Here is a 23,424-nt window from a genome sequence, read left to right on the forward strand (position 1 = left end):
GCTTTAGCTACTGGTATCTATAAATTACGCTGCAGCAGACTGTCCGTCTTCACGGTCCTCGATCACTTTTTTCAGCTTCTCGATGGCCTGTGCGGCACGCTCTTCATCAAAACGGTTAATGTTAAGCAACATCTTTGTTTTCTCCTGGCGCGTAATAGTCGGGTTGTTCAGCAAACGGATAATCTCTTCTTTCTGCTTGGCAGAGGCATAGCGTACGCTGGCACTTTGCTCTTCTGTTGCTGCGCTTTCAGCAGCTTGTGCAGATGAGGCAGATTTCATAGTTGGCTTTTTCTCTGTCGGAACAGCTGGCTTAGCAGCTGTTTCGTTTCCGCCATAGTCCATTTCCTCTACAGGAGTTGGCTCATAACCGGCAGCGCGAATAATCCATGCTAAAATATTACGGTATGCTTTGCCAATTGCCCTGGTCTGAGCCATAGAGGCAATTGCAAACTCCTGGTAATACTTTTTGCCCTGCTCTTTGTTAGAACATATCGCGAAACCGGCTCCCACAACCTGCTGGCTGCGCAGGTCCAGCAAATTAACCTTTGCCTGATACTTGATCTCATCGTCGGTGCTGATGTTAATTACATGCTCTACCACCGGCAGAATACCTAAACGAGATCCGGCATACTGCCATCCCTCCACATTTACATACTCTTTGCCTTGTATATTCTGGTATAAGCGATTCTCTTTGATGAACTTAGCTAAGTCAACAGCCAAGTGAAGCGTCTCATCAGACTTGGCAATATCGTAGCTCTCAATCTTGGCTTTCTTCTGCACCTTCGTCTCTTTAACTGGTTGATTCATATCTTATTAGCTTTCATGTTTTAGTACATATATCAAACATAACAGCCCAGTAAATAGTGCAAAAAATTACAAAAAATATAGAATTTATATAACTGATAATCAACCAGTTACAAATTACTTTCAAGATAATTAGTTACCCTGTTCCCCAAGCTGAAAATTGGCTAAAAGTTGTGTAAAGGGTAAAGTTTAGGTACGAAGGTGAGAGTTGGAAAGTTAGAGAGATTGGGAGTTATATACTTTATCTAACTTTAGAAGCCAAGTGGTGAGTAGAATTGTCTTTAATACCGTGGTCCACCCCCCCTGCCCCTTCTTAACCAAGGAGGGGAGTCTGCTACTACTACTTCTTCTTTCTTCACAATAGTTGCTCTGTCTTCTTCTTTGTCATCCTGAAGGGATCTTGTAGGAAGGGAGGTTAAGAGGTAACTACATAGTATGATTACTGCTCTGTAGGGACAGGTCGCGACCTGTCCGCGAGATAGCTGTGACAATGAAACTTAAACTTCTGATCTATTAAGTACAAGACTCCCCTCCTTGGTTAAGGAGGGGCGGGGGTAGTTGGACCGCACACGTAAAGGTGCTAGCTTACTAGATCTCTACTTCAGAAACTATCTGGCCGTCTTTCATGACAAGCGTTCTGTCGGCCATACCTGCCAACTGCTCGTTGTGGGTTACGATCACGAAGGTCTGGTTGAACTCGTTGCGTAGTCTGAAAAAAATATCGTGCAGTTCCTGTGCGTTTTTGGAATCAAGGTTACCGCTTGGCTCGTCGGCAAAGATAATCTTTGGAGAGTTGATCAAAGCGCGGGCAACGGCTGTACGCTGCTGCTCACCACCCGACATTTCGGAAGGCTTGTGATGTAAACGGTGAGACAAGCCCAGCATGCCTAATAGCTGCTCAGCCTTATCGCTCACTTCCTTCTCGGAGCGGCCCGCGAGGAAACCCGGCAGGCAGGCATTTTCCAGGGCGGTGAACTCAGGCAGCAGGTTATGAAACTGAAATATGAAACCGATGTGCCTGTTACGAAAACGCGCCATCTCGGTAGCACCCATGCGGGCAATGTTCTTCCCCTCAAAAACAACCTCACCGGAGTCAGCTGTGTCCAGGGTACCTAAAATGTGCAGCAGTGTGCTTTTGCCGGCACCCGAAGCCCCTACAATAGACACAACCTCTCCTGCTCCAATTTCTAAATCGATCCCCTTCAGTACCTGAAGCGAACCATACTTTTTGTGGATGTTTTTTACCTGCAGCACTTTTTAAAATTTGTTCCGGCTTGCGTTACCGCTTTTATTCTGCCAAATCTACAAAATAATCTGTAAAGGTAGGTTAGCAGCATTTATTCTGATGTAAACTAGCTATGCAGCAAGCTTTACACTTCCTCACATAAGCTTAAGTACTCGTATAAGACACTATGCTATACTTCAGTAACTGGCTTGTGCTTTTCCTCCAGCACATCCTTAATGTAGAGCTCATTTACCACCACCACCAGCACTGCCAGGATAGGTGCCGCAAGCAACAAGCCTATGGCACCGTGAAGTATACCCAGCAGCACTTGAAAAAAAAGCAACAAGGCAGGAGGCAGGTCTACCGTTTTATGAAAGATAACTGGTGTGATCACATAACTCTCCACTATCTGAATACCCCCATACACCAACATAGCATACAGTGCCATTTGCGGACTAATGGTTAGCCCAACCAGTAAAGCGGGTAAAGCAGCAATCCAGGGGCCGATGTTAGGAATGAAGGCAAAAAGGAAAGCAATCAGCCCTAACGCCATAGCGAGCGGAAGGCCTATCAGGCTATACCCAACTGCAGTGCTTATACCGATCATTGTCATGGCCAGCAACATAGCCAGCAGCCACATCTTTAGTGTAGTGTAGCACTTATCCAGTACCTCCAATATCCTTCTGCGATGCCTAACCGCGAATAGTTTTGAGAAACCTAACGTGTAAAGTTTTGGGTTGGCTGCCAGAAAAATTGCCGTTACTATTACAATTAAAATGTCGGCAAGTATACTTAGTGTGGCGGAAAAAACAGATGACACCTTCGTGAATATCCCCTTAGACGCTGGCAGCATCTCATTCATATTATCTGGCACCCTTTTCATTAGCTGTTGCCCAAGTCCGAAACTTTCCAGCCAGCCTTGTATCTTGGAAACAGCCGACGGAATAGTCTGCCTCATCTCCTGTACCTGTTCGCTAACGGTAGGTGCAATAAGTATAAAGGCTCCTATCAGCGTACCAAAAAAAATCAAAACTGACAGCAAAAGGGCCAGACTGTGTTTTAGGTGCAGTTTATTTTGCAGCCACTCGGCAATGCCACTAAAAAGCACAGCCAGTAAAATACCCGCAAATACAAGCAGGAAAAAATAGCCATGCCGGCCAAGCATATAAAATACCGCACCGATCAAAAGTATAATCAGTGCCGCAATGGCCACACGTTTTGCAAAAGTATAGCTGTCTGTCATAGATAAAATGTCTAAGTATATGCCTTCATACTTATATTGTTAAAGGCTCGTTACAAACTGCTTTGCAGACTAAAGTATAAAACATAGGTTGCTGCCCTAACCCGCAATATTTTAAAAACGCTTTACTTGAATTTAAGGGGATAAAGGCGTACTTTCGTGCGTCCATTAAAACTGAAAGCATGAACATACACGAATATCAGGCTAAAGACATTTTAAAAAGCTACGGCGTACGCATACAAGAGGGCATCGTGGCCGAAACGCCAGACCAGGCGGTAAAGGCTGCCATGAAACTTACTGAAGAAACCGGCACAAGCTGGCATGTGATCAAAGCACAGATTCATGCAGGTGGCCGTGGTAAAGGCGGTGGCGTGAAACTTGCTAAAAACCTGGACCAGGTTAAGCAGATCGCTAACGACATACTTGGCATGACACTGGTAACGCACCAGACTGGCCCTGAAGGCAAACTGGTACAGAAAGTTCTGGTTGCACAGGATGTATATTACCCAGGTGAGTCTCAGCCAAAAGAGTTCTACCTGAGCATCCTGCTTGACCGCGCTAAAGGCAGAAACGTGATCATGGCATCTACTGAAGGTGGTATGGACATCGAAGAAGTTGCTGAGCATTCTCCTGAAAAAATCATTAAAGAGTGGATCGACCCGGCTGTTGGCCTACAGGGCTTCCAGGCGCGTAAGATCGCTTTTGCTTTCGGCTTAGAGGGCGAGGCTTTCAAAGAGATGGTTAAGTTTGTAACCAACCTGTACAGAGCTTACGTTGACACCGACTCTTCTATGTTCGAGATCAACCCTGTTCTTAAAACATCAGACAATAAAATACTGGCCGTAGATGCTAAAGTAGACTTAGACGATAACGCATTGTTCCGTCATAAGAACCTTGCTGCTCTGCGCGATACATCTGAAGAAGATCCGTTGGAAGTTGAGGCAAGCGCTTCTAACCTGAACTATGTAAAGCTTGACGGTAACGTTGGCTGTATGGTAAATGGTGCAGGTCTTGCAATGGCGACCATGGATATCATCAAACTTTCTGGCGGTGAGCCTGCTAACTTCCTTGATGTAGGGGGTGGGGCAAACGCACAGACAGTTGAGGCTGGTTTCCGCATTATCCTGAAAGACCCGAATGTAAAAGCTATCCTGATCAACATCTTCGGTGGTATCGTTCGTTGCGACAGAGTTGCTAACGGAGTGGTAGAGGCTTACAAAAACATCGGTGATATCCGTGTTCCGATCATCGTTCGCCTTCAGGGTACAAATGCTGAAGAAGGTGCCCGCATAATCGACGAGTCTGGCCTAAAAGTTTACTCTGCAGTTGCGCTTAAAGAAGCCGCTGAAAAAGTAGAGCAGGTTTTAGCTGAAGTTGGAGCTTAATCCACAAAGTATAAAAAAACAGAAAAGGCTGCCGTAACTGGCAGCCTTTTCTGTTTTTTTATACTTTAGGAAGAGTTAAGGATTTTGGAATCCTTTTACCTCTTTAACTTTTTAACTCCCAAACTCAAACCACCTCCAGTTGTACCTCCACGTTGCCCTGTACACCTATAGAATACGGGCATACCTGGTGGGCTTCATCTACCAATTGGCGGGCCTTGTCTTTACCCATATCTTTCAGATCCACAGTTAACTTTACCCCAAGCCCATACTTTCCATTATCTGACTTTAAAAGGTCAACATGTGCCTTTACCGTTGACTCAGGATTTAAGCGTTCATGTTGTTTGCCAGCTACAAGCAGCAAAGCGCTTTGAAAACAGGCCGCATACCCTGCAGCAAACAACTGTTCCGGATTAGTTTTTCCAGTCTCACCCCCAAGGCCTTCCGGTAAAGACAAGGGCATATCTAACACCCCATCCGAAGAGGTAACATGGCCACGGCGGCCTCCTGTTGCAGTTACTTCTGCAGTATATACCTTTTCCATAGCATTCTTTGTTGTGTTTATAATTTTGTTTAAAGTATAATAAACCGAATTTACTGATGTAATGTTTTGCCTCTTAGCTGTATAAATGAGCAAAGCGCTAAAAGGATTATACTATCTTATACATTTTTGAGGAGATTGTTTCCTTTTATCAGCATAGTTCCTATTTTTGCACACATCCTGCACCCGTAGTTCAACTGGATAGAATATCGGATTTCGGCTCCGAGGGTTAGGGGTTCGAATCCTCTCGGGTGCGCTATTTTGTTAGAAACTTCCTCGCTAACAAGTTTAAAATCAATAAGATATCTTGCAATAATCTGCTTACTATACAACAAATCGTCTAAATGTTGTATAGTAAGCGTGTATTGTTGTATAGTGCTTCCTTCCTTATACTAAGAAATATTATATTCAGAAGGTATAGTGTCTTGTTTAAAGATAATAAATATCCATCACTTTCTTCTTCACTCATTCAGTTCTACTATATCAGCTTTAACAAAAAGGTAATGCCGATTTAAAACATTTTCTATTTCTGGTTTATAAAGCTTGAACTTAAACACTTGTAAACCATGAAAAGTAAATACGAAGATATTTTTGAAGAACTACAACAGTTAAACGTTGAAGCTACCAACCACGAGTTTGATAGGTTGTTTAGAAAATACATAAACGATTGTAGAGACCAGCACTTTGGTATTATATCCTATGTAGAATTCCACTTACTGACAAAAACTAACACCATCACAGAAGCTTGGATAATTAACGAAATCAAGAGCCAGAAAAGCATTTGCACTACATTAGGCACAAGCATAAGTTTGGGTTTAGAAAATTCGCTCAGTGGCTTCAAAGCTTGGATGAAAGGTCGAAGGAAAGAAAAGATTGCTCACATACTATTTGAATAGACTAACATTGAATGTTTGCAATCAAATATAAATATTATATTTACTATATGAATCAATTAGATATATTTGGGAATACGAATAGTGGAACTGATAACCCAATAGTGAAACCAGGTTATAATTCTATTAAGAATGGTGAGTTCTACTTTTTTCCCAACTTCTTTCCAAAACATGAGAGCGACTCTTTTTTCAAAGAATTAAAAGCCAATATTCTATGGAAGCAAGAATCAATGAACATGTACGGGAAGCAAGTCAACTTCCCAAGATTGACCGCATGGTACGGAGATAACGACAAACCATACAAGTTTTCAGGAATTACTCTTAATCCTAATCCTTGGACAGAATCCTTGTTGAAAATAAAAGAACACATTGAGCCTAAGTCGAATGTGGTTTACAATAGTGTACTTCTAAATCTTTATCGTAACGGCAACGATTCAATTTCTTGGCATACTGATGCTGAACCAGAACTTGGGCGCAATCCAGTAATTGCTTCAGTCAATTTTGGGGAAACAAGAAAATTCCAGTTGCGCCACATTCATACTAAGGAGAAATTAGAGATTGAATTGAATCATGGGTCACTTCTAATTATGCAAGGCGAACTACAACACTACTGGCAACACCAAGTTCCTAAAACTGGCAGGAATATCAATGCGAGAATAAACTTAACCTTTAGAGTGATTAAATAACAATGCCATACTATTTCAACCTCCCCCTTATAACAGATTTGACTGTTGAACAACAAGCTGTACTTAATGAACCTGATGCAATTGCAGTGTCTGGTGGTCCAGGAACAGGTAAAAGTGTTGTATCACTATGGAGACATATTAGAAATTATGGTATAGGTAATAAGAGAAGTTTACTTCTAACTTATACAGTTACTCTAAGAACCTATTTAGCAGCATCTGCTCATTCAGAACATCCAGTTGCTGGTGAAAATGTTAATAGGACTTATAAATGGGTAAGTGCCTGGGGTAGGTTAAATTATGATGAAATTATAATAGATGAAGCACAGGATGTTGAGGCAGTAAAGTATGACATTATAAGTAGACATGCTCCTTCTATTTCCTATGGAGCAGATGATAAGCAAATTGTTTTTCCTGACAAAGCTACTACAGAACATGCTTTAAGAGAGAAATTCCCACGGAATAGAAGCTTTATTTTGTATGAAAACTTCAGGAACTCCTATGAAATTATGCTCTTTGTAAGGGCTATGCTCCCCAATATTTTGATTCCGCAATCAACATTAGACACTTTGTTAGAGGACGGTAGAAGAGGCAATAAGCCCACTTTACTTGTGACGAACTTTGATAAACGAAAACAAGACAAAGCTATCATTGATATTATAAATGAATTCCGCTCTGATACGCACAACATTGCAATATTAGTTCCTCTTACTAAACACGTTGAACAGTTCTATAATCTTATTCAATCAGCAGGAATACGTTGCTCAAAATATGTCTACCAAGACGAAGAACTCTCAACAATTGAAAATGTACATGTGACCACTTTTAAGTCATCTAAAGGCACTGAATTCGATACAGTTATTATCCCAGATTTTGAGGATTACCAAAGTAATATAGTTAACTTAACACTGGCTAAAATAACAGAAAGGGATTATTATGTCGCTTTGACAAGAGCAAGACGCAACTTGTTCTTAATTAGCAGCAAAGATTTAGCCTTCCTTAATATTTCCACTTACCAAAAAGAATTGCTTTAATGAACAGCCATCCCACATATATACCCTTGAACTTAGAGAATTTACCTCAATATTTTCTAAGAGGTATTATTCTTCCAACTGTATTTTACTCCAATCGAGCAGAAGATGTGCAAGATAGATTTAGCGACTCAATATTAATCTCCAAAAAAAAATGGACAGATGTTAGTAATTGTTCGCTTGAGGTTATTTTGACTGACTCCGAAAGTAATCAGCTTATACCTTTAACAAATAATTTTTACAGTTATAATGGAGTAATACCTATATCGAGAATTAAATCTATCACATTTCTTAATGCCGACAGAAAAACAAATATCCTGTGGGATATTAATAGTGGTGTGGGTTTTATACCAGAATCATTAGCAAAGGTCGAAGAATTTGATGAAAGGAATTCTGCTTCAATCTCTGAATTAGATAATAAAAGCGTAAATCCTAACTCAATTGAAGCTTTAAAAAAAAGCGTTAAGTACTATGACCATATATTAGGTGGTTTTGCTTTCATGAAGTTAGGTGGTGAAACTTTCATGAATTACTCGCAAAACTACTTTTCAACGCTATCCTATTTCAACAAGCTTATTGAGGAGCAAATCCAAGATGTTCAAGCAGAAGGAAAGTCTTCATTCAGCAATAAATTTATAGGTCTATTTACCAAGGAAGAAAGCACTTGGACTAAATGGAGAAATGCAATTTTTGGTTTGGTGGATAAGGATTTTGTTCAGCAAGCTGCTTCATCAGAACGTATAAGAATAGAATCTAAGTTTAATAACATCAGAATTGATTCAATTGATAAAGATTCTTTCATATATGATTTAGCGGTCTTAGCCACCTATGGAGAGCGAAAAAACAAAAGTGCTGCTGATTTAGTATCTGATATTTATAATGGCAATATTGATAAAACGAAAAGGGAAGAAATATCTCTTCTCTTTGGTCTAAATAGTGGATACTCGAAGCTTCGAAATAGGTACAAAGTAGGAGAAAAAGACAAGCTTGTAAAATTTAAACTTGACAGTAAGTTAGATTACTACACAATTGAAAGTGTATATCAATCTGTTTTCAATAAGTCAAGAGCCAGTTATAGTTTCCCATACTTAGACGCATGGTGTCCAACAGCTAAAACCAATTTATCTGTAAAAGGATATGAGACATATCAAGTATTAGATAAAGTTGTAATAGCAAAAAAAAAACACCAGTTTCTTTCTTTGGAGTACTTGGAAGAATTATTTCAAAAGTATTCGGCAAGTGAAGTATTCTCAACATTAACTGCATCCATCAACAAATGGCTTCCACCTTTTGCACATTTAGACGAAGAGAAAGGTTCTGTATATTTTGAGCAAATTCTTAGGAAGCCTATTTCTCTTTGGTATAAGAGTATCTTTAAGCAGATAGAATCTGATTATAAAGAAAATCTGTATGCTGAAAAACAAAATATTGAAGCTGATTTGATAGAATCTTTTGAATTAGAAAAATATCGATTAACAAAGCGGATTGAGGAATTAGAAGATGCACTCAATACCTTGAAAAGTCAACAGTTACCATCTTCTTCTATTTCTGAGGAAAATGAATCTCTACCCCCAACCGAAGAAAGATTAAAAGAAAATCAGAATCCAGATGATGTAGCTAAAGAAGTTTCTACTCCAAATGTGGTAGAATGGAATTTAAGAACAAATTCTGTTGACGAAGAACTCGAAGAAAAAATAGAATCTAATGCTGCAAAATCGTCCGAAAAATCAGATGATTATGACTCTATGACACTTACTGAACTTAAAGAAGTCGCAAAGAAATTGGGGATATCGTCATTATCTAAATACAACAGTAAAAATAAGGATGTATTAATAAAGGCTATACGAAATACCCCCCTCAATTTTTTTAATAGTAGTTCATGCTAAGATTTAATAACCTAAAGAATTCTACTATTGATGTTGTCACTTTAGAGAATTTTCTAAACAGTAACTTTCAAGATGTTTATGATTTCTTTGTGACTCAAAAACACAGTGAGATTATTAAACATAAGGCTGATATCAAAAGGTACATTGCATTAAATCTTAATTATTTCAAGCAACTTGATATTTCATCTTCTACTAACCTATCGTTTATATCGATACTGCTTGATGTAAGTGAAAGACTTGGTTTTTTGATGGAGTTTAGAATTCTATATGAGCATCTAAAAAACCAGAACTACACTATTGGTAAAAGATTAGAAGCTGCATCTTTATATCTAATCAGTATAAACACGGCTGATGATTATTTGCGTAGCTGCGAGAGTATATGTGAAAAATTGCAGCTTGCTTACGAATTAGAAGAAGACAACGAAGACCGTATATTATTCACACTAATAAATTACTACGCTCAGGTAGTAAATAACTTTGGTCAATTCAATAGTCAGGCTGTAACCGCACTAAAGGTAAAAATTATAGAAGTTAAGAATCAACTGGAAAATAGCTTTTTAACTCACCCGTTGATTCATCAAGTTCTAAATATTGAACTGGAGCCAGACATGGCTCCAGTAAATACAGCTTACCACAAAATTCAGCAGTTACTTTATGATTTTTTAAATCATAATAAAATTAGAGAGTTCTTAAAAGAAAACTTTCTAATTGAGAGTGGTACTTATTATGCTGAATTGTTGAAATACATACAGCCCGATTTTCATGCTATTAGGCAGATATCTGTCAACCAATACAAATTAATTAATGACAATTCCGTTTTCTATTCTTTACAACGAGGTGTTAAAATCTTAACAGATGAAAATCAACTTTATGCATATCTCAATAGCTATGGGAATATGCATTATCAAAAGATGATGTCTTCCTTAGAGTCTCTACCTCAAGCATTCTTTGATAAAGAAATAAGCATAATTGATTGGGCTTGTGGTCAAGGAATGGCTACAATTTCTTTCTTAGACTATTTAAATAACCAAGGTACAAAGCAGGAAATTAGAGACATAACATTAATTGAACCATCAGAAATAGCATTGAAACGTGCATCTCTACACGTGAAAATGTATAATGAATCATTTAATGTTCTTACAGTAAATAAAGACATTGATTCACTTTCCTCTTCAGACTTTATACCAAACCAAGAATCAGTTAAACTTCACTTGTTCTCAAATGTTCTTGACATGGAAGTTTTCCAGTTATCGAACCTGTTAGAACTGGTTAAAAACAGTTTCAATGGGGAAAACTATTTCATTTGTGCAAGCCCTTATGTAAATGATTTAAAGACAGAAAGAATTAATAGCTTCGTAAGATACTTTTCAAATTTTGAAGGCTATACTTTAATTGAATCAATAAGTGAGAGGGGATGTGAGTGGTATAATGATTGGACGAGAGTAATTAGAGTTTTTAGAGCAAATCTTTAATAATGAGTTAGTATTTTGATGCTCTAAATAATATTTTATTTTTTTAAATGTGGGAAGTATGGAAGTATACTTCCCACATTTAAAATCACAAAATGCCATTCACGAAATCATTGCGATATTCAATAAGATAAAATATCAATCATTCGCTTAATTGCTCTTTTACCTTACTAATAGTACTCATACCACACCGACACAACCGTTTGATTTCAGAGTAACTCATACCCTGCCCCAGATATTTCTGGATGTCTTTGTGCTTGCTTAAAAACTTCTCCCTGCTCTCCACCGTGCCGACCAGTCGACCCGTGTGAAGCCCTTTTCTCTTTCTTTCCACTATACCACTCTTTATCCTTGTTGAAAGCTGTTCCGATTCTAAACGTGCAAGGTCGGAAACTATGGTTACTATTAACTTTGAAAAAATGTCGTCCGCTGGATTACCAGCATTAAGCGTAATTCCTAAATTATGGATATACAGCCTTACCCGTTGCTCTTCCAGTTTTTTTAGTAAGGTCAGGGTCTCATGCGTGTTCCTGCCCAATCGACTAATTTCGTGAACCATTATAGCTTCGACTTCGCTCTCAGCTACATACTTTAACATAGCTTGCAGTTGCGCCCGTTCTTCCATCTTCTTAGAGAAGCCACTAACTTTTTCAGAGAAAACTTTGACAGCTTCGAAGCCCTCTACTTTTCTCAAGTCATTAATTTGCCTGGACGTACTCTGCTCTTGACTGCTTACACGTGTGTAAATTACAGATTTCATATAGTTAGCTTTTAGACTTCAAACACTCCCATTTTAGCAAGTGCTATAACAGGAGTAAATATATAAGTATAAGATATAGCATCAAAGCTATTAAAGCAGGAAAATGGAGTAAGGTTTAGTTAGGAGTAAATCATTAGCACTAATACAGTAAATTGCATGTGTAAGTATGGAAGTGGAAGCGGAGACAAACTTGCTTCCCACTTCCATTATAAGTTTAAAAAAAATAACATGAGTAAGAAGCCAGCCAAAGAAATTCTATTTAAAGAATTAACATCATTAGCCGTAGACATAATAGTGGTAGACATACAGAAAAACTCAGTACTCAAAAGAGAGGTTTCTGGTCTTTATTTTAAAGAATACTCTGTTGGTCAAGAGCAGGAGTATGATAGTTATCTAAATAAGCTATATAAGGCTTTCTTCAATGAAATAAATGCAGAATTAGCAGAAGTTCGCAATCCTGTCATTTTCCTGGAAACCTTAAATGATAAAGTTAGGGAAGTGGAAGTTTCCTTTAGTGCAACGCTTGAGATAGAAGAAGAAAAAATTAATGATTATCCTATCCCAATCTCACTGGATGCAAAAGACTTTTTCAATGATATGGCAGCAATTCAAGAAGGCTACATCTCAAAGGTTAGTAGCTTCATTGAACAGAAGCTACAGCAGCTAAGCCCCAAAGAAAGCAGTGAAAGTATTGAAATCAACAATGGTGGCTTGACACTGGATTTCAACCTTGGGAGAAACGAGGTTGTTGCTCTATTTCTGTTGCTTCAGGATGCTGGTGTCATCAACAACAAATCGGTAGCCAAGTTCTTAAATACCTATGTGAAGTGGAGGGAATTTGATGGCAATGATAAACCAGTCTACAATAGAGTTACGGATGCTTCCAATCCAATCTGGAAACTAAAAAACAACGATGTGGAAACAGATGATATCATAACTAAACTGAAAGGAAAAATAAATACAGCAAATATCAAAAGAAAAGAAAATTAAGTCACTGATAATCAATGGAAACTTCCAAAACATTCTTTCTGAGGTAGCACCAAGCCTGCATATTTGCATCATAAAAATTAATAAAAGAAAATGATGCAAATTCAAAACTCAGCTACTACCGCCCAGGCTGCGGCAGTTGACCAGACCAACACCACGCAATCTAATAGCACATTCCCAATCCATGTACTGCCTGAGGCTATCAGAGAGTATATGGTTGAGCATGAGAAATACAACGGGTGGTCAATAGACCACTCAGGTCTGGCTTCAATCATGACAGCATCTTCAGCAATCGGTAACACGCACCAAGCGGGAAACAGGGGCTTCGTGGTATCTCCCGTGTTGTTTGGAGTCGCAGTTGGCTTGTCTGGAACAGCCAAGTCAGCAACCGCCAAAAGACCTTTTAAGCAAATTATAGAGCAGCAGATATCCATTATAGGTCAGCACAAAGAGAGCATGAAGGAGTACAAACTCAGGCTGGCTCACTGGAAAAAAGACAAAAGCCAGCCTATGCCAGAAGCCCCTGTACAGGAGAAGAAGTTTATCGCAGGAAGTATGACTGTTCCTGCACTCGCCCAGGCACTCACTAACAGCAGAAGGTCTATGACTTTATTTCATGATGAAGTAGCAGACTTCATTGATGGGATAAATAAGAACACCAAAGATGATTACCTTAAGTTCTTTGATGGTGAGGTGTACACCAGAGATATAAAGGGCGAAGATGTATTCGTGGAATTACCATTCGTAAATATCATCGGTACTACGCAACCAAGCAGACTTGATGTGTTTGCTAAAAACAAAGGTATAGGCAGCGGATTCAGCTACCGATTCCTTTTTAGTTACCCAGAAGAGACAACACCGATGTTCGTATCAGGGGAGGTCAATCAGCAGGTTCTTGACAACTATGATGCCCTTTTCTCACAATTGCTAAACAGGCTATACCTAAGCATTGACATGAATGGCAATCCAGTGCCAAGGATTTTGAAGCTGACTAAATCAGCGCAGTCAACTTATGATGCCTGGAGAATGAATTTTGTCCAGCAGGAAGATTTGGATGAGGTGGAAAGGGGTATCCGAAACAAGCTTCACAACTACAGCCTCCGTTTCTGCCTAATCCTACAACTACTCTATTGGGCAGCAGGTGAAGCTGGTAAAGACGAAATCGGTGAGAGGGCTGTTGAGGGAGCAATTGAATTAACGGGTTACTTCTTGGAGAGTGCGCTTAAAGCACATGAGCATATGGCAATCGGAACAAATAACAATGCTACTGTCATAACTCCACGTGAACTCGATGTGGTAGGCTTGTATAACGAAGGGTATACCTATGCTGACATAAAAGACCTAATCAACATGTCTATGCAGAAAATAAAGTCAACGCTTCATATGAACAAATCTTTACTTACTTCAGAAGCAAGGCATAGACTAAAGAAGTAGATACAGAAGTGGGAAGTATGCTGTTACTTCCCACTTCCATCTCATTTATCCATCAGCCATTCATGGTATGCCTGAACCCTCCTGTTTATAGTATAGGATACGCCATGACAAGATACTTCTTCCTCAAGCCTGTCGATGCTCACTTGTAGTGGCATAGTGGCATGCATTGCCAGTTCTTGGTCGTAAAATAACACCAGTACTTTGATAGAAGAAGAGAAAATGTGCATTTGGTTCTTAACGTACTGTTCCAAAACGTAATTGTAATCTTCTGCGCTGGTTATACAATGGTAAATGTTCGTCTTCTCTTCAATTATACCACTTGGAACTACTTCATAGCCCCCACCCTTAGTCTGGATTCTGAGGGGAGCAGGTATGTCTAACTCATAAGCATCTTTATCCAAGTTAAAGATGATAGGGTTTTGATAAATGAAATTAGTATCCATTTTCAGCCATGATTTTTTCAAGGGTCTTGAGAGAAATAGCAATCAACTTACCTTTCGAGAATCGGGCATTGTATTTACGGGAAGCTATTATTTTGAGCAAATCAAGTTGTTCGCTCACTGCTCTGCTAACCTTAACTGTAACTGTTTTCATAATACTCATCTTTATAAGTATTTATAAAAAAAGTATACCTCTCCCCTTTTCTACCAAACATCATGTTCCTGATATATACTCTAAAACAAAAGGAACAAGCTAATGGAACACATATTGAACAATGAATTGCTATACAAAAGCAGCAGCTTAGAGATAAAGAAGACATATAATAAGCAAATTGACCGATATGGACTGCACCGTTCGGATGGGAGGCAGTCAACTGCTAATTACCTTCACATCTTCCCTTATACATCAGATAAATTGGCTCCTGCGATAAAAGTTGATAATGAATTCGTCTGGATAAACTTGGAATTAGAAGAAGAGCAGATGTTGAACAAAGATTCTTGGATATGGGCTTGTTGCGTTCCATCTAACTCAACCTGCAATTGTTTAGATGATGGCACTATTCTGGACTGCACCATCTGCGAGGCTGGCAGCATCTTTAACACTCTTAACTTCAAAACTACCAGCCAAACTCACGATGTTACTACATACGAGTATGATACCAGAGATAACACTTATAGAATCACGATGGCTAAAAGTGATACCATAAGCGACTTAATTTTCGATTATAAATGGGAAGCAGCAGAAGTTCAGCAACAAATTCGTTGGACAATCGACTCTTATGAACTGCTGAAAGGTGAACACAAATACAATCTTAATGTATGCGTTTATCAGTATTTGGAGAGGAACGTAGCCGTTCAGTTTACTCCTTACGTTGTTACAATTGACCTCATTGATACATCCATTCTGATGAATGTAACCAAGAATAAAATAATCTTGGGATATGATGAATTCCCTTACAGCAGATGATATCATTACGCCTGGTGCATGAGAGGATTGTTAGACAGCAAGGCTCATGCACCAGATGTTATGAGGTAGTCATACTTTTAAACTCTACTTTATATTCTGATTTACTTAACTCTCCCTGGTAAATGTTAACATGATTATATCGGTGTTCAGTAAGCGTTTGCAGTACTTTGTTCTTGAGGTTATCGTGAATATTGACACCTAAGAAAACAGATTTCACTGCTGAAGAATCAAACCCAAAAAGATGTATCTCTTGTTCATTATAAGTTAATGTTTTATCTGAGTCAGATAAATTTTGAATTAAGCGTACTTCTTCCTCATATTCCCAATGAATGCTTTTGGTTAGTAAGATGTTTTCAATTAAGAATTCTAATAACTCGTTTTCACCTAACTTTGAATCAATAAGGGTCAATTTAGGTCTCACTTTTGAGTACTTAATTTCTTGAAGCTTCCATACTGCACCTCCTTTGTTTTTACCCCTATTGAAGTACTCATTTGAGGAATCAAACTCTATTACAAAACCCTCGTGGCTTCTTGAATAGTGAGACCACATAGTTAAGTTATCACAACTTTTAGTAAGGCTTAAAACACCAAATTTCTTGTTCCAGCTTTCTTTTAGTAGAGAAGAATAGTCTAAACCTAATTCTTGACCTTCCATAGCAAAAAGGTTTATCAGATTATTCGGGTGAAACCCAGGTATTAAGTTTAGTGCCTCTCCAATTGAATAGCTGAATACTTCCTCCTTTACATCATCGGGAATTGCTTCTCTAAATTCTTCTGGAATATCGTCAATACACAACTTCCTGTTCGCAATCTGCTGTATAATTGGCTTAAAATTCTCATCGTATAGCTTCTTTGTATAAGCTTCATCAATAATTTTTGAAACAAAAGGCATATGCTCAAAAGGGTCATTCAGATAGTTCGCTTGAGTGAACCTTAACGCCTGATTTTCTAAAACATCAATTCTCTCTGGACTTAAATATTTAAATAATTCCATTAATAAAAATTCATTATAACAGCACGGTGCAGCTAACTTATAGGTAAATTAATGACCGTGTTTCACTGCATTAATTTGTGGTTTCACTCCTGTTATTTCTCTTTTATGATTTCTGGTGCAGTTGGATAGGATGTCAGCAAGCTTATGATTTTTGGTAAAAACCATTCTCGGCAAATATCTTCATACATAGTTCCAAGATTTGTCAATTGATGCCAAAGTACTATTACTTTATTCTGAATTTCACTCCAATCACTATTATCCCCTTCAACTAACTCTTTTATGCTTAGCAGCTCTTTTAGTGCCTCAGGCAATACCTGCCATTCTGTATGAGACCAAATATCCAGATTTTCTAACTGGCTAATAAAGTACAAAAGCATAGACTTTGCTTCATTAACAGTATTTACTTTACCTTTCTCTAATTCGTCTCTGTAGGTCCAGACAGGGAAAAGCTTATAACCAAACAGGTAGGATATCTCATTTTTTTGATAGGCAAACTTTGAGAAGGCTGATAGTAGTTTTGCTCTTTTACCGTAAAACTTTAAAGCACTAAACGCAAAGTCTTTATTTTGCAAATTATTAAACGCAGGTACAGTTAGTGTAATTGAGTTCTGGTTTGCATAATTAGGGTTTTTGGGCAGAATTATTTTATCTATGTAATCATTGAGACTAATGAAGTAAACGTCTTCTGTACTTATATCAACTATGAAAAGTAGAACAGAAACACTCGCACCTAAAGATTGTATTGTAAAGAGTGAATTAGTATCAAAAACATACTTTATCACTTCTATTTCTGCATACTGTGATTTATCTTCCTCCCAAGCACCTTTGGCAACATTCCCTACATTAAAAATTCTTTCTCGTGTTACTTCTACTTTCTGTACAGACTTAACTTGAACGTAGATAAATTCTCCAAGAGTCTCTGAGAACCTTTCATCTACTTTTTCAAACAGTTCAATAACTAAGTCGATACCATAATCAGGTCTGTTGAATTCACGAATAACCCATTCCTTAGGGGTTAATTTCTTAATTATTTCATATGAGTCATCCTCCATGACATGTTGGAAGACTCTTCTTTTTTTATGTGCCATTCAGTTGCATTTTAAGAAAACGTTAAACCATCTATATAGCATCATAACCCTTGAATATGTGTGGCTTAACGAATCCTTTATCATACTATTTCCTATATCCTATTACAGTATATGAAAGTATCTGATTCTTTAGTTACCATTTTAATGCAAAACATTATAAATGTAAGCTAATGAACCATAAAATTTCATATTCAGGTCAAATGAAGCTAAAACACTACTGAACTTCTATGTCATATTAATATATTGCAGTTAAGTAATTATTAAAAACGGAACAGGTACTGGTTATTCCAAATTCAGATGTTTGATATATTCAAAAATTTAAACGATTACAGTAAGTATTTTGAGAATCAACTTAATCTCTCAGGAACGATTTTAGGTTTGATAGTCGCAACAAGTACTTTCATCCTTCAAAGCGGTTTTTCCTCTTTCCAGTTTAGTAGAAGTATGTTCCTGAAATACTATGTTCAACAGAGTAAATTTGTATTTCTTAGCTTAGCATACAACATCATCTTCTCATTACTTCTGCTGTATTTTAACATAAGTGCCACAGTATTATTCTCAATACACCTTTTATTTGCTTTAACGTTCACGAAATACTTCCTGGATTTTTATTCTCACAAAGGATATATAGTAACAATAAACTCTTCTAAGTACAACCCATATAAAAATCATCTTGCTAAGTATTTTAGATACATTAGCAATCTTGGACTACTTCAAAATATATTAATTTACGGAACAATATATTTTATTTTCTTTTACCCTTTACATTTCAATGGTGCTTACAAGTTAAACGAACATCAAGTTTTTATGACAACAGTAAGTTGTTTTGGTTTTAGTATTCTCGTTTTGATAAGAATTATACCCCAATTCTTTCTATTCTCTGAGCAGGAGTATAAATCCAAAGCTAAAAATGAATTGAAAGATGATTTAGATATTGATGTTTCTAAAGAAAATAAAATACTCAAAGACATACTGATAAAGAACGGGAGAAAAGAATTACAAGAAGTTATAAAAACTCCCAAATTCAACAGCTTAATGGTCTACATGCCTGAAAATAAAAGAGAAGCTTTTTTTGTTATCGATGTTGAGATTACTAATAAAACTGTTTTTGAAATTGTAAATTCTATCCAAGAATACAGTTTTGCTTTCTTTGTAGAACTATCAAGCATACACGTAGATGTAAATAACTATGTATTATCTTATTTTGTCAAAGTAGATAACGAAAATAAAACAAGAAGCTATTTCCTTAGAGCAAGCAGGACAGAGATTGAAAGGTTAAAGCAAAAATATTCAAATCCTAAGGACTTTATAGAACATCTACCGAATAAAGTTATTGATGAACTTTTTAGGAATTTGTGACAAGACAGTTTTAGCATCTCAACAATTAGCTCAATAGAACCCTATGTTGCCAAAAGAAGAACTTGTACTTGAATTAGTAGATGAACGTAACCAGAAGCTTTGGAATGAAATAGACCAAAAGCTTAATGTAAAACTTTCGCCTTCGTTGAATGATGAGTATAGCTGTTACTCACAAGGACAAGATATCATATTTTATATAGATGAAAACAACTTCTGTAAAGACTCTTTCACGCATGAGATGCTACATGTTTACCTTAGACTTCACGGACTATTTATTGGGGCTGGATTAAAAAATACAATTATACAAAGCAGAATACTGAGCAATGTATTTAGTAGTGGTTTAATAGAACACTTGGGTAACTGCTTTGACCATATCAAGATGCTTCCAATGTATATTGATATGGGTTTCAATCGGGAAAAATTTATTCTCGACTATAACACTCATAAATGCACGACTTCTGAAATACAATTATTAAAGAGGGAGTACAAAAAAGGTAATAGAATCAACTCAAAAGCAGCAGATTTTTACATCGGAAAATACTTTGCAATTAAAGCTGACCCCAATGATTCGTTTGATTACACAAGCCAACTTTTAGATTTAAAGAAAATCGACCCATTACTTTACGGTGCATTAGAGGCTACTGTAAAACATTGGGAAATGGTTAAAGTTAAGGACAGAACCATACTTGATGATGATTATCATCAAGTCCTTTTAAATTTTTATACTCAAATGAAAGCATGGTTGTCCAAGAGTAAGTTTTTGATTTAGAATTTACTACAAACATTTAAATGCCTCTTAATTTTCGTTCTATATACTCTTCTGCTTGCTCAATCAACTCCTTAACATCTTCCATTGGCTCAGCTATTTCTTTCCTAAACTGGTCGTCCAGCAGAGCAAAACAAACCGCACCTCTTACTCTGTCTGATTGATATTGATGGGTATTTGGCAGTTGCTCGAAAAACTCGTCTACATATTTCTCTACTTCTTCTTCGCTAAACTTTGGCATAATCGTCTATTCTATTTTTATAAGTTATATATCATAGCCCTTAGCTTTCGCCATACATTTAAAAATTCTCAAAGAATCCATCCGCCTGATATATACTTTAAACAATCAGGAGTAAACAGATGGAAATAAATGGAAAGCTTAAGGATGAAATTCTATTAGAAGGTGAAGTATATGAGTACAAAAATCACATAGCAACATATCAGCTAACATTCAGAACAGAGCCTAAAATATTCACACGATGTTGCGTATTGTGCGCAAAGAAAGACTTGGTAACAGAGGTGCTGTCAACACTGGACCGATGCGAAGTTCCTCAATATTTAGACAACCTGGATTTAAAGGTAAATGTGTTTGACACAACAGTAGTGTTTGATACATCCATACACTTTCTGTACAGCTACACAGTGGAAGTGGAACTGGTGTCTTTGAATAGTGCGGAGTAGTAAAACTTTTAAAACGGAAGTGGAAGTATGGAAGTGTAATGAGTTACTTCTCTACTTCCATTGCAGTTCTCTGTTTAGCATTCATATAGTCATAGTTGGTTTAGCAAAAAGGAAAGACTAATTTTAAGTTATCAAAATTGAATGAGTTAACCTTGTGTTTAGCATAATTCTTTTAGACTTAATCCACAACCCCACATCTTTTATACAAAAGTCTCAATGCCTGACCTATATGACATTTCCGAGTGGAATATACTTACTTGGGTTAGTACTGGTGGTACACGCTCTAAAATGTATGTACAATCTCCTGGTGGTGACTTTTATTTTTTTAAAGAATCTGAGAAAAGAAAGGTTAAGCATTATAAGTATGAGTTCTGGTCAGAAATCATAGCCTATGAATTAGGTATGCAACTCAACCTTAACATGCTTCGGTATGATATAGCAATCTATAATGATATTATCGGGTGCATTTCAAAATCTATGCATAATCCCGATGAAGAAGAATTGGTTGAGGGAGGAAAATATTTGCAAGCTTATGAGCCTGAATTTTCACCAGAAGATAAAGACAGTCGATTTCTATATACTTTTCAGCTTATTGATGAAGCCCTGGAAGCTGCTGGTTTAGATTACATAGAAAACATTATTGAAATAATTTTATTTGATGCGATTATAGGAAATAGTGATAGACACCAGGAAAATTGGGCAGTCATCAACAAACATTCGATTATTGCCAAAGGAATAACTGAGATAGAAAAAGCTATTAAAGATAACACCCTTTACAAGTACCCTAAACCATTAAGGTGGATTATAAATAAAGCATATAAAGGCAGAGATGTTGAAGAACTAAAACCTGAAGTAAGCCAAATCAAAGCCATATACTCCCAACCGTATAATTTCGCCCCTATTTATGATAGTGGGAGTAGTTTAGGTAGAGAACTTACAGATGATAAGGTTTCGGAAATGCTAAAGAATAGACAGCAGTTAGATGCTTATATTAATAGAGGTACAGCCGAGATATATTGGGAAGATTATGAAACAAAGTTAAGGCATTTTGATTTAGTGAATCATTTACTTGAGAGTGCCTATAATGAAGTTGTCATTGCAAAAATCAATCAGTTTAAATCTAATTTCAATAGAAACTCGTTAGATGCAACACTCGCATCTATTGATATATTAGTTCCTGAAGAGTTTAATCAATATAAAATTCCGCAAAACAGAAAGGAACTAATACTAACATTGGTAACTTTGCGCCTCGAAAAGCTTATAGGCTTGATTACATGAAAGGAATAGGAAATATTTATTTGAGTTGGAGAAAAGGTCAAGGACAGCGAAGATATATTGTTGGCGTGATTAAAAGCAATGTAACAGAAGGTGTTCGCTTTCAATATCTCCAAGAAGGTGTAGAGAAAGCAAAAGCCGATGGCTTTTTGCCGTATACTGAGTTTCCTAATTTGAATCAGACTTATACCGAAAATGTACTCGATGTTTTTGGTCAACGCATTATAAAATCGGATAGGCAGGACATTAAAACCTTTCTTGACTTTTGGGAAATTAACCCGAAGTTTTTGAATAACAAATACTACATGCTTGCTTACACACAAGGATTTGTACCTACCGATAACTTTGAGTTTTTAGCATCTTTCAACCCTGTTGAGGGGTTGTGTTTTGTAACAGACCTTGCAAATGTTGGAAGCAATAAGATTGAAAATACAGCAATCAAAGTAGGTGATAAGCTGCGATTTGAAAGAGAATCTGACAATCAATTTGATAACAAAGCTGTTAAAGTTTTTAAGGGTGATTTACTCTTAGGCTACATCAAGAAGATTCATTGCAATGTGTTTCACAAAAACAGCAGTGTAAGACCTGAACTAACGATTAAAGCAATCGAGAAAAACGGATATGTAAAGCGAATCTTTGTGAAAGTCAGCTTTTAGGATTTCATAGTGGAAGAAGTAACAAAGGCGCATTTAACGATGCGCCTTTGTTTTTTATGCTAATCTTTTCTTTCTAAAATTTAATATGGAAGTGGAAGTATGGAAGTGGAATGCGATACTTACCTATTTCCATACTTCCACGATATAACTTATCAAGAACTCAAAAGAGCAGTAAATGATAGGAGATTGATTCCTTAACTTATAATAAAGGCGCATCTAATGTGATACGCCTTTTGTTGTACTGATACACCCTTTTGAACTTGCTATTACTTTGAAGTATGGGAATAGGAATAATCCCATGGATATACCCCCCGCTTTGTATCCTTCAACGCCTCTGCAACTAACCTTTTCAACTCAGCTTGAGTTGTTCTTGGTCGAACCAATATTCCAGTTCGCTTACCAGTTGCAAGTTCATGTTCGACTCTGAGTTCTTCCTTCTCATTAAGTATGTACTCTCCATTTTCATTGATATCATAGATAGCGTAGGTGTACACCAAATCATAAGTAAACATTTCATCTTCAAAAGCAACCAGTGCTAATCTGTCACCTGTGATAGCGATAGGTTCATGATTAGTATAACTCCCAATTCCATTGTTACAGGTATTATCAATCGTGTAGTTGTAATACAAGGTTATGCTCTTGTGCTTATCGTTTCTATTCTTTCTTATCTTATAATGATATTTTAATAAATTTTTCATTTTAATTATTCTTTAGTTTCAATCATTATAGATTCAAAAATGGGTTGTGGTCTACAATGTATGATGATTTCGGTAATAGAATATTAGCTTCATAGCATCGTAGTGGTTTTGCTCTTTTTTAGAGAAGCAGGCCGTTTTCCTGACTATTCTCCTGTTTCTTGTTCT

25 protein-coding genes, 1 tRNA gene and 1 pseudogene are annotated in these 23,424 nt (G+C 37.1%); 15 read left to right on the forward strand and 12 right to left on the reverse strand.

Annotation, left to right across the window (positions count from 1 at the left end; genetic code table 11):
* Positions 1 to 24: 24 nt before the first annotated feature.
* The 3 genes from K0O23_RS18755 to K0O23_RS18765 form a co-directional block, all read right to left on the reverse strand.
* Positions 25 to 807 (reverse strand): hypothetical protein, encoded by a 783-nt coding sequence (locus tag K0O23_RS18755; RefSeq protein WP_219878992.1) that lies wholly within the window; start codon positions 805 to 807, stop codon positions 25 to 27.
* A gap of 585 nt (positions 808 to 1,392) precedes the next feature.
* Entirely contained in the window at positions 1,393 to 2,058 is a 666-nt protein-coding gene (locus K0O23_RS18760; RefSeq protein WP_219878993.1) for an ABC transporter ATP-binding protein, read from the reverse strand.
* Positions 2,059 to 2,219: 161 nt separating this feature from the next.
* Positions 2,220 to 3,272 carry an AI-2E family transporter gene (locus tag K0O23_RS18765; protein WP_219878994.1) on the reverse strand — a complete coding sequence of 351 codons (1,053 nt, stop codon included), beginning with the start codon at positions 3,270 to 3,272 and terminating at the stop codon, positions 2,220 to 2,222.
* Positions 3,273 to 3,451: 179 nt separating this feature from the next.
* Here K0O23_RS18765 and sucC point away from each other — a divergent pair, with 179 nt between their 5' ends.
* Positions 3,452 to 4,654, forward strand: a complete 1,203-nt coding sequence (sucC, locus tag K0O23_RS18770) for an ADP-forming succinate--CoA ligase subunit beta (RefSeq protein ID WP_219878995.1) — start codon at positions 3,452 to 3,454, stop codon at positions 4,652 to 4,654.
* A gap of 124 nt (positions 4,655 to 4,778) precedes the next feature.
* On the opposite strand, the gene K0O23_RS18775 is transcribed toward sucC, so the two are convergent.
* A complete protein-coding gene (locus K0O23_RS18775; RefSeq protein ID WP_219878996.1) occupies positions 4,779 to 5,195 on the reverse strand; it encodes an organic hydroperoxide resistance protein in 417 nt (138 codons plus the stop codon).
* Between the two features lie 179 nt (positions 5,196 to 5,374).
* Here K0O23_RS18775 and K0O23_RS18780 point away from each other — a divergent pair.
* From K0O23_RS18780 to K0O23_RS18805, 6 genes are all read left to right on the forward strand, one after another.
* Positions 5,375 to 5,448 (forward strand) — tRNA-Arg (locus K0O23_RS18780).
* 310 nt (positions 5,449 to 5,758) lie between these two features.
* The gene (locus K0O23_RS18785; RefSeq protein ID WP_219878997.1) at positions 5,759 to 6,088 is read left to right on the forward strand and encodes a hypothetical protein; all 330 of its coding nucleotides are present in this window, start codon (positions 5,759 to 5,761) and stop codon (positions 6,086 to 6,088) included.
* Positions 6,089 to 6,135: 47 nt separating this feature from the next.
* Entirely contained in the window at positions 6,136 to 6,771 is a 636-nt protein-coding gene (locus K0O23_RS18790) for an alpha-ketoglutarate-dependent dioxygenase AlkB family protein (RefSeq protein ID WP_219878998.1), read from the forward strand.
* 2 nt (positions 6,772 to 6,773) lie between these two features.
* A complete protein-coding gene (locus tag K0O23_RS18795) occupies positions 6,774 to 7,802 on the forward strand; it encodes a 3'-5' exonuclease (protein WP_219878999.1) in 1,029 nt (342 codons plus the stop codon).
* Between the two features lie 26 nt (positions 7,803 to 7,828).
* Positions 7,829 to 9,685: a Rho termination factor N-terminal domain-containing protein gene (locus K0O23_RS18800; protein ID WP_219879000.1), complete on the forward strand. Its 1,857-nt coding sequence runs from the start codon at positions 7,829 to 7,831 to the stop codon at positions 9,683 to 9,685.
* Positions 9,679 to 11,157: a hypothetical protein gene (locus K0O23_RS18805; RefSeq protein WP_219879001.1), complete on the forward strand. Its 1,479-nt coding sequence runs from the start codon at positions 9,679 to 9,681 to the stop codon at positions 11,155 to 11,157. Before K0O23_RS18800 ends, K0O23_RS18805 begins: the two co-directional genes overlap by 7 nt.
* Positions 11,158 to 11,296: 139 nt before the next feature.
* On the opposite strand, the gene K0O23_RS18810 is transcribed toward K0O23_RS18805, so the two are convergent.
* Positions 11,297 to 11,914 (reverse strand): recombinase family protein, encoded by a 618-nt coding sequence (locus tag K0O23_RS18810; protein ID WP_219879002.1) that lies wholly within the window; start codon positions 11,912 to 11,914, stop codon positions 11,297 to 11,299.
* 228 nt (positions 11,915 to 12,142) lie between these two features.
* Between K0O23_RS18810 and K0O23_RS18815 the strand changes: the two genes are divergently transcribed.
* Together K0O23_RS18815 and K0O23_RS18820 are read left to right on the forward strand one after the other, a co-directional pair.
* Positions 12,143 to 12,904 carry a hypothetical protein gene (locus K0O23_RS18815; RefSeq protein WP_219879003.1) on the forward strand — a complete coding sequence of 254 codons (762 nt, stop codon included), beginning with the start codon at positions 12,143 to 12,145 and terminating at the stop codon, positions 12,902 to 12,904.
* A gap of 90 nt (positions 12,905 to 12,994) precedes the next feature.
* The gene (locus K0O23_RS18820) at positions 12,995 to 14,335 is read left to right on the forward strand and encodes a DUF3987 domain-containing protein (protein ID WP_219879004.1); all 1,341 of its coding nucleotides are present in this window, start codon (positions 12,995 to 12,997) and stop codon (positions 14,333 to 14,335) included.
* Between the two features lie 41 nt (positions 14,336 to 14,376).
* Here the strand turns inward: K0O23_RS18820 and K0O23_RS18825 are convergent, their stop codons facing one another.
* Positions 14,377 to 14,778: a hypothetical protein gene (locus tag K0O23_RS18825; RefSeq protein WP_219879005.1), complete on the reverse strand. Its 402-nt coding sequence runs from the start codon at positions 14,776 to 14,778 to the stop codon at positions 14,377 to 14,379.
* Positions 14,768 to 14,929 carry a hypothetical protein gene (locus K0O23_RS18830; protein ID WP_219879006.1) on the reverse strand — a complete coding sequence of 54 codons (162 nt, stop codon included), beginning with the start codon at positions 14,927 to 14,929 and terminating at the stop codon, positions 14,768 to 14,770. Before K0O23_RS18830 ends, K0O23_RS18825 begins: the two co-directional genes overlap by 11 nt.
* Before the next feature lie 306 nt (positions 14,930 to 15,235).
* On the opposite strand from K0O23_RS18830, the gene K0O23_RS18835 reads away from it, so the two are divergent.
* Positions 15,236 to 15,742, forward strand: coding sequence for a hypothetical protein (locus K0O23_RS18835; protein ID WP_219879007.1), 507 nt, complete (start codon positions 15,236 to 15,238; stop codon positions 15,740 to 15,742).
* 58 nt (positions 15,743 to 15,800) lie between these two features.
* On the opposite strand, the gene K0O23_RS18840 is transcribed toward K0O23_RS18835, so the two are convergent.
* Both K0O23_RS18840 and K0O23_RS18845 read right to left on the reverse strand, forming a co-directional pair.
* Positions 15,801 to 16,736, reverse strand: coding sequence for a DUF2971 domain-containing protein (locus K0O23_RS18840; RefSeq protein ID WP_219879008.1), 936 nt, complete (start codon positions 16,734 to 16,736; stop codon positions 15,801 to 15,803).
* A 92-nt stretch (positions 16,737 to 16,828) separates the two neighbouring features.
* Complete coding sequence (locus K0O23_RS18845) at positions 16,829 to 17,824, reverse strand: DUF4365 domain-containing protein (RefSeq protein ID WP_219879009.1); 996 nt, start codon at positions 17,822 to 17,824, stop codon at positions 16,829 to 16,831.
* Between the two features lie 807 nt (positions 17,825 to 18,631).
* Here K0O23_RS18845 and K0O23_RS18850 point away from each other — a divergent pair.
* Together K0O23_RS18850 and K0O23_RS18855 are read left to right on the forward strand one after the other, a co-directional pair.
* Positions 18,632 to 19,183: a hypothetical protein gene (locus tag K0O23_RS18850; protein WP_219879010.1), complete on the forward strand. Its 552-nt coding sequence runs from the start codon at positions 18,632 to 18,634 to the stop codon at positions 19,181 to 19,183.
* A gap of 43 nt (positions 19,184 to 19,226) precedes the next feature.
* Positions 19,227 to 19,952 carry a hypothetical protein gene (locus K0O23_RS18855; protein WP_219879011.1) on the forward strand — a complete coding sequence of 242 codons (726 nt, stop codon included), beginning with the start codon at positions 19,227 to 19,229 and terminating at the stop codon, positions 19,950 to 19,952.
* A 16-nt stretch (positions 19,953 to 19,968) separates the two neighbouring features.
* On the opposite strand, the gene K0O23_RS18860 is transcribed toward K0O23_RS18855, so the two are convergent.
* Entirely contained in the window at positions 19,969 to 20,190 is a 222-nt protein-coding gene (locus K0O23_RS18860; protein ID WP_219879012.1) for a hypothetical protein, read from the reverse strand.
* Positions 20,191 to 20,309: 119 nt separating this feature from the next.
* Between K0O23_RS18860 and K0O23_RS18865 the strand changes: the two genes are divergently transcribed.
* From K0O23_RS18865 to K0O23_RS18875, 3 genes are all read left to right on the forward strand, one after another.
* Positions 20,310 to 20,630, forward strand: coding sequence for a hypothetical protein (locus K0O23_RS18865; protein ID WP_219879013.1), 321 nt, complete (start codon positions 20,310 to 20,312; stop codon positions 20,628 to 20,630).
* 216 nt (positions 20,631 to 20,846) lie between these two features.
* Positions 20,847 to 21,908, forward strand: a complete 1,062-nt coding sequence (locus K0O23_RS18870) for a HipA domain-containing protein (RefSeq protein ID WP_219879014.1) — start codon at positions 20,847 to 20,849, stop codon at positions 21,906 to 21,908.
* Positions 21,905 to 22,561 (forward strand): HIRAN domain-containing protein, encoded by a 657-nt coding sequence (locus K0O23_RS18875; protein WP_219879015.1) that lies wholly within the window; start codon positions 21,905 to 21,907, stop codon positions 22,559 to 22,561. The genes K0O23_RS18870 and K0O23_RS18875 overlap by 4 nt, the downstream gene beginning before the upstream one ends.
* A 266-nt stretch (positions 22,562 to 22,827) precedes the next feature.
* Here the strand turns inward: K0O23_RS18875 and K0O23_RS18880 are convergent, their stop codons facing one another.
* On the reverse strand, positions 22,828 to 23,259 hold the full coding sequence (locus K0O23_RS18880; RefSeq protein WP_219879016.1) for a hypothetical protein: 432 nt from the start codon (positions 23,257 to 23,259) through the stop codon (positions 22,828 to 22,830).
* Between the two features lie 51 nt (positions 23,260 to 23,310).
* Positions 23,311 to 23,424 (reverse strand): annotated as a pseudogene (locus K0O23_RS20635) (IS1 family transposase); the annotation flags it as partial.

The organism is Pontibacter aydingkolensis, from assembly GCF_019443125.1.
In the GTDB taxonomy this organism is placed as follows: Bacteria; Bacteroidota; Bacteroidia; order Cytophagales; family Hymenobacteraceae; genus Pontibacter; species Pontibacter aydingkolensis.